This window comes from Streptomyces kurssanovii (assembly GCF_040677245.1).
Lineage (GTDB): Bacteria > Actinomycetota > Actinomycetes > Streptomycetales > Streptomycetaceae > Streptomyces > Streptomyces kurssanovii.
Genome location: NZ_JBFAQK010000023.1, coordinates 71,955 through 84,993 on the forward strand (window position 1 = coordinate 71,955; position 13,039 = coordinate 84,993).

At 68.9% G+C, this 13,039-nt stretch carries 13 protein-coding genes; 9 read left to right on the forward strand and 4 right to left on the reverse strand.

Going from position 1 to position 13,039, the window contains the following annotated elements; genetic code table 11:
• Positions 1-32: 32 nt before the first annotated feature.
• From AB0K36_RS18350 to AB0K36_RS18380, 7 genes are all read left to right on the forward strand, one after another.
• Positions 33-590, forward strand: a complete 558-nt coding sequence (locus AB0K36_RS18350) for a F0F1 ATP synthase subunit B (protein ID WP_307708313.1) — start codon at positions 33-35, stop codon at positions 588-590.
• On the forward strand, positions 587-1,402 hold the full coding sequence (locus tag AB0K36_RS18355; RefSeq protein ID WP_364595145.1) for a F0F1 ATP synthase subunit delta: 816 nt from the start codon (positions 587-589) through the stop codon (positions 1,400-1,402). Before AB0K36_RS18350 ends, AB0K36_RS18355 begins: the two co-directional genes overlap by 4 nt.
• Before the next feature lie 133 nt (positions 1,403-1,535).
• Positions 1,536-3,128 (forward strand): F0F1 ATP synthase subunit alpha, encoded by a 1,593-nt coding sequence (atpA, locus tag AB0K36_RS18360; RefSeq protein ID WP_189471075.1) that lies wholly within the window; start codon positions 1,536-1,538, stop codon positions 3,126-3,128.
• Positions 3,129-3,149: 21 nt separating this feature from the next.
• Complete coding sequence (locus tag AB0K36_RS18365; RefSeq protein WP_364595149.1) at positions 3,150-4,067, forward strand: F0F1 ATP synthase subunit gamma; 918 nt, start codon at positions 3,150-3,152, stop codon at positions 4,065-4,067.
• Positions 4,067-5,509 carry a F0F1 ATP synthase subunit beta gene (gene atpD, locus AB0K36_RS18370; RefSeq protein WP_189471079.1) on the forward strand — a complete coding sequence of 481 codons (1,443 nt, stop codon included), beginning with the start codon at positions 4,067-4,069 and terminating at the stop codon, positions 5,507-5,509. The genes AB0K36_RS18365 and atpD overlap by 1 nt, the downstream gene beginning before the upstream one ends.
• Positions 5,510-5,619: 110 nt before the next feature.
• Positions 5,620-5,994 (forward strand): F0F1 ATP synthase subunit epsilon, encoded by a 375-nt coding sequence (locus tag AB0K36_RS18375; protein WP_005311845.1) that lies wholly within the window; start codon positions 5,620-5,622, stop codon positions 5,992-5,994.
• A gap of 128 nt (positions 5,995-6,122) precedes the next feature.
• Entirely contained in the window at positions 6,123-6,569 is a 447-nt protein-coding gene (locus AB0K36_RS18380) for a DUF2550 domain-containing protein (RefSeq protein ID WP_189471081.1), read from the forward strand.
• A gap of 101 nt (positions 6,570-6,670) precedes the next feature.
• Here AB0K36_RS18380 and AB0K36_RS18385 read toward each other — a convergent pair whose 3' ends face one another.
• From AB0K36_RS18385 to AB0K36_RS18395, 3 genes are all read right to left on the reverse strand, one after another.
• Entirely contained in the window at positions 6,671-8,524 is a 1,854-nt protein-coding gene (locus AB0K36_RS18385) for a glycoside hydrolase family 18 chitinase (protein WP_189471083.1), read from the reverse strand.
• Positions 8,525-8,681: 157 nt separating this feature from the next.
• Complete coding sequence (locus AB0K36_RS18390; protein WP_364595154.1) at positions 8,682-9,365, reverse strand: response regulator; 684 nt, start codon at positions 9,363-9,365, stop codon at positions 8,682-8,684.
• Positions 9,362-10,570, reverse strand: a complete 1,209-nt coding sequence (locus AB0K36_RS18395) for a sensor histidine kinase (RefSeq protein ID WP_364595156.1) — start codon at positions 10,568-10,570, stop codon at positions 9,362-9,364. The genes AB0K36_RS18390 and AB0K36_RS18395 overlap by 4 nt, the downstream gene beginning before the upstream one ends.
• 152 nt (positions 10,571-10,722) lie before the next feature.
• Between AB0K36_RS18395 and AB0K36_RS18400 the strand changes: the two genes are divergently transcribed.
• Positions 10,723-11,289: a hypothetical protein gene (locus AB0K36_RS18400; RefSeq protein WP_364595159.1), complete on the forward strand. Its 567-nt coding sequence runs from the start codon at positions 10,723-10,725 to the stop codon at positions 11,287-11,289.
• On the opposite strand, the gene AB0K36_RS18405 is transcribed toward AB0K36_RS18400, so the two are convergent.
• The gene (locus AB0K36_RS18405) at positions 11,286-11,858 is read right to left on the reverse strand and encodes a cob(I)yrinic acid a,c-diamide adenosyltransferase (RefSeq protein ID WP_364595162.1); all 573 of its coding nucleotides are present in this window, start codon (positions 11,856-11,858) and stop codon (positions 11,286-11,288) included. The two genes, AB0K36_RS18400 and AB0K36_RS18405, sit on opposite strands and share 4 nt — an antisense overlap.
• Before the next feature lie 245 nt (positions 11,859-12,103).
• Here AB0K36_RS18405 and AB0K36_RS18410 point away from each other — a divergent pair, with 245 nt between their 5' ends.
• Entirely contained in the window at positions 12,104-12,952 is an 849-nt protein-coding gene (locus AB0K36_RS18410) for a 3-hydroxyacyl-CoA dehydrogenase family protein (RefSeq protein ID WP_364595165.1), read from the forward strand.
• Positions 12,953-13,039 lie beyond the last annotated feature (87 nt).

A 13,039-nucleotide genomic window follows, 5' to 3' on the forward strand; every position in this document is an offset into this window, starting at 1 on the left:
CTTACTGACACATTTCGACGAAAGGCATTGATGTGATCGCCAACATCGTTCAGCTGGCGGCCACGGAGGAGCAGAGCCCGCTCGTTCCGCCCGGCCCCGAGCTGCTCGTCGGTCTGATCGCCTTCGCCATCGTCTTCTTCTTCTTCGCGAAGAAGCTCCTCCCGAACATCAACCGTGTTCTGGAAGAGCGTCGCGAGGCCATCGAAGGAGGCATGGAGAAGGCCGACGCGGCCAAGATCGAGGCCGAAAGCGTCCTGGAGCAGTACAAGGCTCAGCTCGCCGAGGCTCGTCACGAGGCCGCTCGGCTGCGCCAGGAGGCGACCGAGCAGGGCACCGCGATCATCCAGGAGATGAAGGCGGAAGGCCAGCGGCAGCGTGAGGAGATCATCGCGGCCGGCCACGCCCAGATCGAGGCCGACCGCAAGGCCGCGGCCGCGGCGCTGCGTCAGGACGTGGGCAAGCTCGCCACCGACCTGGCCGGCAAGCTGGTCGGTGAGTCCCTCGAGGACCACGCCCGCCAGAGCCGCACCATCGACCGCTTCCTCGACTCGCTCGAGGACGGCGCTTCGAAGGCAGAGGCCACCCGATGAACGGAGCCAGCCGCGAGGCGCTGGCCGCCGCGCACGAGTCGCTCGACGCGCTGACCGACAACACGTCGGTCGACGCGGCGAAGCTCGCCGGCGAGCTGGCCGCCGTCACCGCGCTGCTCGACCGAGAGGTGTCGCTGCGTCGGGTCCTCACCGACCCGGCGCAGGCCGCCGAGGCCAAGGCCGAGCTGGCCGGACGCATCCTCGCCGGTCAGGTCAGCGGCGAGACCGCCGACCTGGTCAAGGGCATGGTCCGGTCCCGCTGGTCGCAGTCCCGCGACCTGGTCGACTCGCTCGAGGAACTGGCGAGCACCGCCGACCTCACCGCGGCGCAGAAGACCGGTGTGCTCGACAACGTCGAGGACGAGCTGTTCCGCTTCGGCCGGATCCTTTCGTCCAGCAACGACCTGCGGTCGGCCCTGACCGACCGGTCGGGTACGCCGTCCGCCAAGGGCGAGCTGCTCAGCAGCCTGCTCGGCGGCAAGGCCGACCCGGTCACCGAGCGTCTGGTCGTCCGTCTCGCCACGCACCCGCGGGGACGTAGCCTGGAGTCGGGACTCGAGTCCCTGTCCAAGCTCGCCGCGGCGCGGCGGAACCGGATGGTCGCCGTCGTCACGTCGGCGGTGCCGCTGTCCGAGGCGCAGAAGCAGCGTCTCGGAGCGGGTCTGGCGCGGATGTACGGCCGTGACATGCACCTCAACCTCGAAGTGGACCCCACGGTCCTCGGCGGGATCTCGGTGCGGGTCGGTGACGAGATCATCAACGGCACCATCGCGGAGCGCCTCGAAGAGGCGACCCGTCGCATGGCCGGCTGACGGCGCAGCGCAGAACAGAACAGCAAGACCAGCGGCCCGGTTGGGCCGTGCAGAGATTGCAGAAGATTCCTGGGGGTCGGCCCCCAGACCCCCAAAGAAACTTCGGGCCCAACAAGGAGAGCAGGGAACCCAGATGGCGGAGCTCACGATCCGGCCGGAGGAGATCCGGGACGCGCTGGAGAACTATGTCCAGTCGTACCAGCCGGACGCGGCCTCGCGCGAGGAGGTCGGCACGGTCAGCCTGGCCGGCGACGGTATCGCGAAGGTCGAGGGTCTTCCCTCGGCCATGGCGAACGAGCTGCTGAAGTTCGAGGACGGCACCCTCGGTCTCGCCCTCAACCTCGAGGAGCGCGAGATCGGTGCGATCGTCCTCGGCGAGTTCAACGGTATCGAGGAGGGTCAGCCGGTCACCCGCACCGGTGAGGTCCTCTCGGTCGGTGTCGGCGAGGGCTACCTGGGCCGTGTCGTCGACCCGCTCGGCAACCCGATCGACGGCCTCGGCGAGATCGCGACCGAGGGCCGCCGTGCCCTTGAGCTGCAGGCCCCGGGCGTCATGGCCCGTAAGTCGGTGCACGAGCCGATGCAGACCGGCTACAAGGCCGTCGACGCGATGGTGCCGATCGGCCGCGGCCAGCGTCAGCTGATCATTGGTGACCGTCAGACCGGCAAGACCGCTCTGGCCGTCGACACGATCATCAACCAGCGTGACAACTGGCGTTCCGGCGACCCGAAGAAGCAGGTCCGCTGCATCTACGTCGCCATCGGCCAGAAGGGCTCGACCATCGCGTCCGTTCGCGGCGCCCTGGAAGAGGCCGGCGCGCTCGAGTACACGACGATCGTCGCCGCCCCGGCGTCCGACCCGGCCGGCTTCAAGTACCTGGCCCCGTACACCGGCTCGGCCATCGGCCAGCACTGGATGTACGACGGCAAGCACGTCCTCATCATCTTCGACGACCTCTCGAAGCAGGCCGACGCCTACCGCGCCGTGTCCCTGCTGCTGCGCCGCCCGCCGGGCCGTGAGGCCTACCCGGGTGACGTCTTCTACCTGCACTCGCGTCTGCTGGAGCGCTGCGCCAAGCTCTCCGACGACATGGGCGCCGGTTCGATGACCGGTCTGCCGATCGTCGAGACCAAGGCGAACGACGTGTCGGCGTTCATCCCGACCAACGTCATCTCCATCACCGACGGTCAGTGCTTCCTGGAGTCCGACCTGTTCAACGCCGGCCAGCGTCCGGCCCTGAACGTCGGTATCTCGGTCTCCCGTGTGGGTGGTTCCGCCCAGCACAAGGCCATGAAGCAGGTCTCCGGCCGTCTGCGTGTGGACCTCGCCCAGTACCGCGAGCTGGAGGCGTTCGCCGCCTTCGGTTCCGACCTGGACGCGGCCTCCAAGGCGCAGATGGAGCGCGGTAAGCGGATGGTCGAGCTGCTCAAGCAGGCTCAGTACCAGCCGATGCCCGTCGAGGAGCAGGTCGTCTCCGTCTGGGCCGGTACCACCGGCAAGATGGACGACGTCCCGGTCGCGGACATCCGTCGCTTCGAGGTAGAGCTGCTGGAGTACCTGCGCCGTGAGCGCAAGGAGCTCCTGACCAGCATCGCCGAGGGCGGCAAGATGTCGGACGACACCCTCCAGTCCGTCGCTGACGCCATCGCCGCGTTCAAGAAGCAGTTCGAGACCTCGGACGGCAAGCTTCTGGGCGAGGACGTTCCGGTCAGCACCGCCAAGTAGACGACGGAAGGGACCTGACTCATGGGAGCCCAGCTCCGGGTCTACAAGCGTCGCATCAAATCCGTCACCGCGACCAAGAAGATCACCAAGGCGATGGAGATGATCGCCGCCTCGCGCATCGTCAAGGCGCAGCGCCAGGTGGCGGCCTCCACGCCGTACGCGACCGAGCTCACCCGCGCGGTGACCGCGGTGGCGACGGGGTCGACGACGAACCACGCCCTGACCACAGAGGTGGACAGCCCGACCCGGGCCGCGATCCTGCTCATCACGAGCGACCGCGGTCTGGCCGGCGGCTACTCCGCCAACGCCCTCAAGGCGGCGGAGCAGCTCACCGAGCGGCTTCACGCCGAGGGCAAGGAGGTCGACGCGTACATCGTCGGCCGCAAGGGTGTGGCGTACTACGGCTTCCGTGAGCGCAAGGTCACGGAGTCGTGGACGGGCTTCACCGACAACCCGACGTACGCGGACGCCAAGATGGTCGCGGCCCCGCTGATCGCGGCGATCGAGAAGGACACGGCCGAGGGTGGTGTGGACGAGCTCCACATCGTCTTCACCGAGTTCATCTCGATGCTGACGCAGACGCCCGTTCAGAAGCGGCTGCTGCCTCTCAGCCTCGACAAGGCTCAGGAGGAGACGGCGACGAAGGGCGAGATCCTTCCGCTGTTCGACTTCGAGCCGTCGGCCGAGGACGTCCTCGACGCCCTGCTGCCGCGCTACGTCGAGAGCCGGATCTACAACGCGCTGCTCCAGGCGGCTGCCTCCAAGCACGCCGCCACCCGCCGCGCGATGAAGTCGGCGACCGACAACGCCGGAGAGCTCATCAAGAGTCTCGGCCGGCTTGCCAACGCGGCCCGCCAGGCCGAAATCACCCAGGAAATCAGCGAGATCGTCGGTGGCGCCAGCGCCCTGGCCGACGCGACCGCGGGGAGTGACAAGTAATGACGACGACAGTTGAGACGGCCGCTGCCACGGGCCGCGTCGCCCGGGTCATCGGCCCGGTCGTCGACGTGGAGTTCCCCGTCGACGCGATGCCGGAGATCTACAATGCGCTGACCGTTCAGGTCGCCGACCCGGCTCTGGAGGGCGCTCTCAAGACGCTGACCCTCGAGGTCGCCCAGCACCTGGGTGACGGCGTGGTCCGCGCGATCTCGATGCAGCCCACCGACGGCCTGGTCCGCCAGGCCCCGGTGACCGACACGGGCAACGGCATCACCGTTCCCGTCGGTGACTTCACCAAGGGCAAGGTGTTCAACACGCTCGGTGAGGTGCTGAACGTCCCCGAGGAGAACGGCAACGCCACCGAGCGCTGGCCGATCCACCGCAAGGCCCCGAGCTTCGACCAGCTCGAGTCCAAGACCGAGATGTTCGAGACCGGCGTCAAGGTCATCGACCTTCTCACCCCGTACGTCAAGGGTGGAAAGATCGGTCTGTTCGGTGGTGCCGGTGTCGGCAAGACCGTGCTGATCCAGGAAATGATCTACCGCGTCGCCAACCTCCACGAGGGTGTGTCGGTGTTCGCGGGCGTCGGTGAGCGTACCCGTGAGGGCAACGACCTCATCGAGGAGATGTCCGAGTCCGGCGTCATCGACAAGACCGCGCTGGTCTTCGGTCAGATGGACGAGCCCCCGGGCACCCGTCTCCGTGTCGCCCTGGCCGGTCTGACCATGGCGGAGTACTTCCGCGATGTGCAGAAGCAGGACGTGCTCTTCTTCATCGACAACATCTTCCGGTACACCCAGGCCGGCTCCGAGGTGTCCACCCTGCTCGGCCGTATGCCGTCCGCGGTGGGTTACCAGCCGAACCTGGCCGACGAGATGGGTCTGCTGCAGGAGCGCATCACCTCGACGCGTGGTCACTCGATCACGTCGATGCAGGCGATCTACGTCCCTGCGGACGACCTGACCGACCCGGCCCCGGCCACCACCTTCGCCCACCTCGACGCGACGACGGTTCTCTCCCGTCCGATCTCCGAGAAGGGCATCTACCCGGCCGTGGACCCGCTGGACTCCACGTCCCGGATCCTGGACCCGCGCTACATCGCGCAGGAGCACTACGACGCCGCCACGCGCGTCAAGGGGATCCTGCAGAAGTACAAGGACCTCCAGGACATCATCGCGATTCTCGGTATCGACGAGCTGGGCGAGGAGGACAAGCTGGTTGTCCACCGTGCCCGTCGCGTGGAGCGCTTCCTGTCCCAGAACACCCACGTCGCCAAGCAGTTCACCGGCGTGGACGGCTCGGACGTGCCGCTCGACGAGTCGATCGCCGCGTTCAACGCGATCTGCGACGGTGAGTACGACCACTTCCCCGAGCAGGCGTTCTTCATGTGCGGTGGCATCGAGGACCTCAAGGCCAACGCCAAGGAGCTCGGCGTCTCCTGAGTCGCATGACTCGCTGAAGGGGGCGGGCACGTCCCGCCCCCTTCTTCACGCCCCTTAGAATTGACCCAACACCCGGCATGACCGCCGGGTGGTGACCCGAGGAGCCAACCTTGGCTGCTGAGCTGCACGTCGAGCTGGTCGCCGCCGACCGTAGTGTCTGGTCCGGCGAGGCCACCCTGGTCGTCGCGCGCACCACGTCCGGCGACATCGGCGTCATGCCCGGTCACCAGCCGCTGCTGGGTGTGCTGGAATCGGGCCCGGTGACCATTCGCACGAGCGAGGGTGGGACCGTCGTCGCCGCGGTGCACGGTGGTTTCATCTCGTTCGCGGACAACAAGCTGTCGCTGCTGGCGGAGATCGCCGAGCTGGCGGACGAGATCGACGTCCAGCGTGCCGAGCGTGCGCTGGAGCGCGCCAAGTCGGACACGGACGCCGCCGCCGAGCGGCGCGCCGACGTCCGTCTGCGTGCGGTGGCGGTGCGCTAGTCGCGCCCCACGAGAAGTTCGACCCTCAGCCGCGGCCGGCCCGGATCTCCTTCGGGCCGTGCCGCGGCTGAGGCGATGCAGGTGCACGTGATATTCGGTTACGGGACGATGCGAGGAGGTCGGTGGAGATGTTCCTCGCTCTGCTTGTGAGCGGTTCTGTCGTCGCACTGGTGCTGATCGGACTGTTCGTCTTCGGTCTGCGCAGGAGGCTGATCCAGCGCTCCGGCGGTACGTTCGACTGCAGTCTGCGCTGGAACCTCGCGGAAGATCACGATGCTTCCGGCAAGGGGTGGGTGTACGGCGTCGCCCGGTACAGCGGTGACCGGATCGAGTGGTTCCGGATCTTCTCGTACGCGCCCCGGCCCCGCCGGGTGCTCGAGCGCTCCGCGATCGAGGTGCTGGCCCGCCGCACGCCGGAGGGCGAGGAGGAGCTGGCGCTCCTCTCCGATTCCGTCGTGCTCGCCTGCCGGCACCGCGGGACCCGGCTGGAGCTGTCGATGAGCGAGGACGCGCTGACCGGCTTCCTCGCCTGGCTGGAGGCGGCCCCGCCCGGCCAGCGGGTCAACGTCGCATAGCGATCGCCCGGCGCGTACGGATATGCGTCGTGGCGTCGTAGCGCATGACAAAGCCCGGGAGAGGTGACTCTCCCGGGCTTCTTCGTCATCGGACCGAGGTGCTATCCGAGGCCGCTGTTGATCGCGCCGACCAGCTCTCCGTTGCTCGTGTCACCGCTGAACTCCCAGAAGAACGCGCCGCCGAGGCCCTGGTTGTTCGCCCAGTTCATCTTGGAGGTGACGGTCGCCGGGGTGTCGTAGCTCCACCAGTTGGTGCCGCAGTGGGCGTACGCCGTGCCGGCGATCGTCCCGGTGGCCGGGCAGCTGCTCTTGAGGACCTTGTAGTCCTCGATGCCCTGCTCGTACGTGCCGGCCGCCGGCCCGGTGGCCGTGCCGCCCGGGGCGGACTGGGTCACGCCGGTCCAGCCGCGTCCGTAGAAGCCGATGCCCAGCAGCAGCTTCTTGGCCGGCACACCCTTCGCCTTGAACTTGGCGATCGCCTCGGCGGAGTTGAATCCGGCCTGCGGGATGCCCGGGTACGAGGTGAGCGGGGAGTGCGGGGCCGTGGGGCCCTTGGCCGCCCAGGCGCCGAAGAAGTCGTACGTCATCACGTTGTACCAGTCGAGGTACTGCGCGGCGCCGCCGTAGTCGGCCGCGTCGATCTTGCCGCCGGACGAGGCGTCGGCCGTGACCGCCGCGGTGACCAGGTTGTTCGCGCCGAACTTGGTGCGCATGGCCTGCATCATGTTCTTGAACGCGGCGGGGCCGCTGGTGTCGCAGGTCAGACCGCAGGCGTTCGGGTACTCCCAGTCGAGGTCGATGCCGTCGAAGACGTCCGCCCAGCGCGGGTCCTCGACCAGGTCGTAGCAGGACTGGGCGAAGGCGGCCGGGTTCTGCACGGCCTGGCCGAAGCCGCCGGACCAGGTCCAGCCGCCGAACGACCACAGAACCTTGATGTGCGGGTACTGGGCCTTCAGCTTGCGCAGCTGGTTGAAGTTGCCGCGCAGCGGCTGGTCCCAGGTGTCGGCCTTGCCGTCGACGGACTGGTCGGCGGTGTAGGCCTTGTCGTAGTCGGCGTAGGCGTCACCGATGGTGCACTTGCCGCCGCTGACGTTGCCGAAGGCGTAGTTGATGTGGGTGATCTTCGACGCGGAGCCGGAGGTCACCAGGTTCTTCACGTGGTAGTTGCGGCCGTAGACGCCCCAGTTGGTGAAGTAGCCCAGCTTGACCTTGTCGCCGGGGCCGGGCTCTCCGCCGCTGCCACCGGTGGTGCGGACGGCGACGGCACCGCTGACGGGGCCGGTCTGGTCGGCGCTGTCCCGCGCCTGGACCGAGTACGAGTAGTCCGTGCCGGCGGTCAGGCCGGTGTTGGTGTACGTGGTGCCGGTGACCGTGGCGATCTTGGCGCCGTCGCGCAGGACGTCGTAGTTCTTGATGCCCTTGTCGTCGGTGGCCGCGCTCCAGCTGAGGTTCACCGACGTGTCGGTGACGCCGGAGGCCGTGGGGGTGCCGGGGGCGGAGGGCGGGTTGTCACCGGGCACGCTGCCGCCGTCGCACGAGGCGCCGTTCAGCTTGCAGTTGGACGGCGAGCCCGGGCCGCTGCCGTTGAAGCCGAAGGAGACGGAGGCGCCCGGGGCGAGCGTGCCGTTCCAGCCGACGTTCTTGGCGGTCCAGTGGTCACCGGAGTTGGTGACGGTGGCGTCCCAGGCGGAGGTGACGCGGGTGCCGGAGGGGAAGTCCCACTCGACGGTCCAGGAGTTGATGGTCGTGGTGCCGGTGTTCTTCACCGTCCACTTGCCCTCGAAGCCGGTGCCCCAGTCGGAGGACTTGGCGTAGGTGGCCGTCGCCGAGGTGGCCGCTTCCGCGGGCGAGGCGAGTCCCACCATGGCGGCGAGGGGGAGGAGAAGGGCGGTCAGTCCCGCGGTGGCCCTGGCTCTGAACCGTGATCGCGGGCGTGGGGGCGCTTCGGTGCTCAAGGATGCTCCTCGAGTTGAGTGCGGACATGTCAGGGGTGGTCCGTGCACTGTGCACACCGCGGGGCTCACCGCAGTGTGCTCGGTGAGATTAGGGTGGTCTGGACCAATCGTCAATAGGTCCAGACCAAAGGTCCGCGCCCTGGCGTTCGGCTCCGGGTCAGACGCCCAACTCCTGTGCCAGGACGGCCGCTTGCACCCTGCTGCGCAGCTCCAGCTTCCCCAGCAACCTGCTGACGTGGGTCTTCACCGTGGCCTCCGCCATCGACAGCCGCACCGCGATCTCCGCGTTCGACATGCCCTCACCGAGGCACGAGAGCACCTCCCGCTCCCGCCTCGTCAATGTGTCCAGTACCGCGGGATCAGGCGCGTCCGCCGGCCGTACCGGCCCGGGCGCGGCGAACTCCGCGATCAGCCGCCGGGTGACCGCCGGCGCGATCATTCCCTCGCCGCGCGCCACGGTCCGCACCGCCTGGAGCAGATCGCCCGCCTCGGTGTTCTTCAGCAGAAAGCCGGCCGCCCCCGCCCGCAGCGCCCCGAAGACGTACTCGTCGAGATCGAACGTGGTCAGCACCAGCACATCGGCCAGCTTCTCCGCGACCACCTCCCGCGTCGCGGAGACCCCGTCCAGCCGGGGCATCTGCACATCCATCAGCACCACGTCCGGGCGCAGCTCGCGCGCGAGGCGCACCGCCTCCTCACCGTCCGCGGCCTCCCCGGCCACCTCGATGTCCGGCGCGCTGCGCAGGATCATGACGAGCCCCGCCCGTACCGCGCTCTGATCCTCCGCGACAAGGACCCGGATCGGGGCCCCGGTCCTCGAGTCGTCCGCCTGCGCCGTCATGCCGATGGCTCCTTGTCGTCCGTCACGGGCAGCACCGCCCGTACGCGCCAGATCTTGTCGGGCCCGCCGGCCGGGCCCTCCACCGGACCGGCCTCGAACGTCCCGTCGAGCAGCGCGACCCGTTCCTCCATCCCCACCAGGCCCGCACCGGAGCCGGGCGCCCGCGGTCCCGGCCGCCGGCCGAACGGGCTGGTCACGACCACCCGGAGCGCGTCGCCCGCCCCACCGGACACCTCGACACGCACCTCACCGGCCTCCGCGTGCTTGATGGCGTTGGTCAGCGACTCCTGGACGATGCGGTAACCGGCCAGCTCCACGGGCGCCGGCAGCCGGGTGCCCTTCTCCCGGTCGTCACGGAGCACGAAACGCAGTCCGCTCTGCCGGCCGTTCGTCCTCGCCTGCTGCACCAGGGCGTCCAGTCCGGCCATGGTGGGTGCGGCGGCCGGCTCCACGTCGCCGCTGCTGGCGCGCAGCAGTCCGATCAGCCGGCGCATCTCGGCCAGGCCCTCGACGCTGTTCTCGCGGATCACGGTCATCGCCTGCCTGGTCGTCGCCCCGTCGTCCAGCGACAGCGCCGCTGTGGAGTGGATCGCGATCGCGGAGAGGTGATTGGCGACCATGTCGTGCAGTTCCCGGGCCATCCGGGCGCGCTCCGCAGCGATCGCCTGCGTGCGGTCCATCTCCGCGAGCAGCGCGGTCTGTTCGGCCCGCAGCCGGGCGGCGTTCGCCGCCTCCCGGTGGTTGCGGACGATGGCGCCCGTCGCGGCGGGGAAGAACGCGACCAGGCCGGCGACGACGCCGACGAGCAGCGCGGCCGCGTCCCTGAACCAGGCCAGGAAGCCGATGGTCACCGCGATGGTGACCATCGCGGTGACCACCGGGATGCGCCGGGCGGAGGCCGGGGTGCCGTAGACGACCGCCGCATAGACGAGGTCCGCGAACATCAGGACCGTCGCGATGCTGCCGAGCGTGAACTGGTCGCCGATCACGGCGACCGTGCCCACGAGCAGCGCCGTACGGGGCATGGTCCGGCGCAGAAGCTCCAGGAAAGCCGTCACCACGAGCGGCACCAGGGTCACCCAGGCCGGCAGCGGCGTCCGGGACTCACCCTGACTGTGCAGCCCCAGCCGGTACAGCAGCAGGCCGCCGAGCAGACCGGCGGCCGCGGCGAGCACGTCGTCACGGTGGGGGCGGGGGAAGGTCACCCGTCCATCAAACACGGCACCAGCGCCCACGTGCCTCCGCGTACGGGGTGAGCCCTCGGTACATCGAAGGATGCAGTCGCGGTTCGTCACCGGCGACGACGAATCGGTGCCCGCCGGCGGCCACGCTGGGACCGTACGAAGGGAGAGCTGCCGTGATCGTCACGCTGATCGTGATCTGCGAGGTCGGCTTCTGGGTGCTGCTGGCCGCCGGACTGTCCGTCCGCTACCTGCTCAGGATGCCGCGCACCGGCGCCGCGCTGCTGCTGTGCGAACCACTGCTGGAGGTCCTGCTGCTGGTGGTGACCGCGATCGACCTGAAGAACGGCGCCGAGCCGGACTGGAAGCACGGCCTGGCCGCCCTCTACATCGGCTACACGGTCGGGCACGGCCACCGCACCGTCAAGTGGCTCGACGGCCACGCCGCGCACCGCCTCGCCGGCGGGCCGCCGCCGCCGAAGCCGCCGCGCTACGGCATGGCCCGCGCCCGGTACGAGGGCAGGATCTGGCTGGGCACGGCGGTGGGCGCGATCGTCGCGACCGCGCTGCTCCAGATCGCGATCTGGTACGTCGGCGACGCCGGGCAGAGCGAGTCACTGCGCAGCTGGATGTACGGCGCCTGGCGCGCGGCGGGCATCCACGGCCTGATCGCGCTCACCTACGTGGTCCTGCCGAAGAAGGCCCCGGCGGAGGAAAAGGAACGCCAACCGGTCCGGCGTTAGCGCTCTCCGCCCGGCACCCACAGCACGTCCCCGACCTCCTTGTTCGCCACCCTGGCGAGAATGAACAGGAGGTCGGAGAGGCGGTTGAGGTACGTCGCCGTCAGCGCGTTCATCGTCTCGCCGTGCACTTCCATCGCCGCCCACGTCGAGCGCTCCGCCCGCCGAACGACCGTGCAGGCCTGGTGCAGCAGTGCCGCGCCCGGGGTGCCGCCGGGAAGGATGAAGCTGCGCAGCTTCGACAGGTCCTCGAGGAAGCGGTCGCAGTCCGCCTCGAGCTTGTCGATGTACGACTGCTCCACCCGCAGCGGCGGGTACTTCGGATTCTCGACGACCGGCGTGGAGAGGTCCGCCCCCACGTCGAAGAGGTCGTTCTGGACCCGGACGAGGACCTTCACGACCTCCTCGTCCAGCTTCCCCAGGGCGACGGCCGTGCCGATGACCGCGTTGGCCTCGTTGGCGTCGGCGTACGCGGAGATGCGCAGATCGGTCTTGGCGGTGCGGCTCATGTCGCCGAGGGCGGTGGTGCCCTGGTCGCCGGTGCGGGTGTAGATGCGCGTCAGATTGACCATGTGGCCAGCCTAGTTAGGCGCCGGCCCGGCGGCAGACCCGTGTGCCCACCGTCACGGTCGGCGCCGCCCGGCCGGCGGCGGGGGAGACGCCCTGGAGCGCGGTCCGCGAAGCATGAGGGGCCGTCCCGGTGTGATGTCCGTCATCTGAGACGTGACGCGCATCTCTTCACGGTCACAGGGCCCCCTCACGACCGCTAATCTCCGGCAGAGAGCGCACATGTAAACAGTCGTTAAGGAGTGCCGCAGTGGCCAGGAAGCTCGCCGTCATCGGTGCCGGACTCATGGGTTCCGGAATCGCGCAGGTCTCTGCCCAGGCAGGCTGGGACGTCGTTCTGCGTGACGTCACCGACGAGGCACTGACCCGCGGCAGGGACGGCATCAAGGCGTCGTACGACAAGTTCGTCGCCAAGGGCAAGCTCGAAGCGGCCGACGCCGAAGCGGCGTTGGCGCGCATCACGACCACCACCGACCTCGACGCCGTCGCCGACGCGGACATCGTCGTCGAGGCCGTGTTCGAGAAGCTCGAGGTCAAGCACGAGATCTTCCGTGCGCTCGACAAGCTCGTACGGGACGACGCGGTCCTCGCCTCCAACACCTCCGCCATCCCGATCACCAAGATCGCGGCAGTGACGGAGCGCCCGGAGCGCGTCGTCGGCGCCCACTTCTTCTCACCCGTCCCGATGATGCAGCTGTGCGAGCTGGTGCGCGGCTACAAGACGAGCGACGAAACCCTCGCCACCACGCGCGAGTTCGCCGAGTCGGTCGGCAAGACCTGCATCGTCGTCAACCGCGACGTCGCCGGCTTCGTCACCACCCGCCTCATCTCGGCGCTCGTCGTCGAGGCCGCGAAGCTGTACGAATCGGGCGTGGCGAGCGCCGAGGACATCGACATCGCCTGCAAGCTCGGCTTCGGACACGCCATGGGGCCGCTCGCCACCGCCGACCTGACCGGCGTCGACATCCTGCTCCACGCGACGAGCAACATCTACACCGAGTCGCAGGACGAGAAGTTCGCGCCGCCGGAGCTGATGCGCCGGATGGTGGACGCCGGTGACATCGGCCGCAAGAGCGGGCAGGGCTTCTACAAGCACTGACGTCGCCGCAGGCGTTATCGACCGGTTCGACATCACCCGGTGGGGTGAATTCGGTATCGGTTCGCTTACAAGTAGCAACCCCTGCGC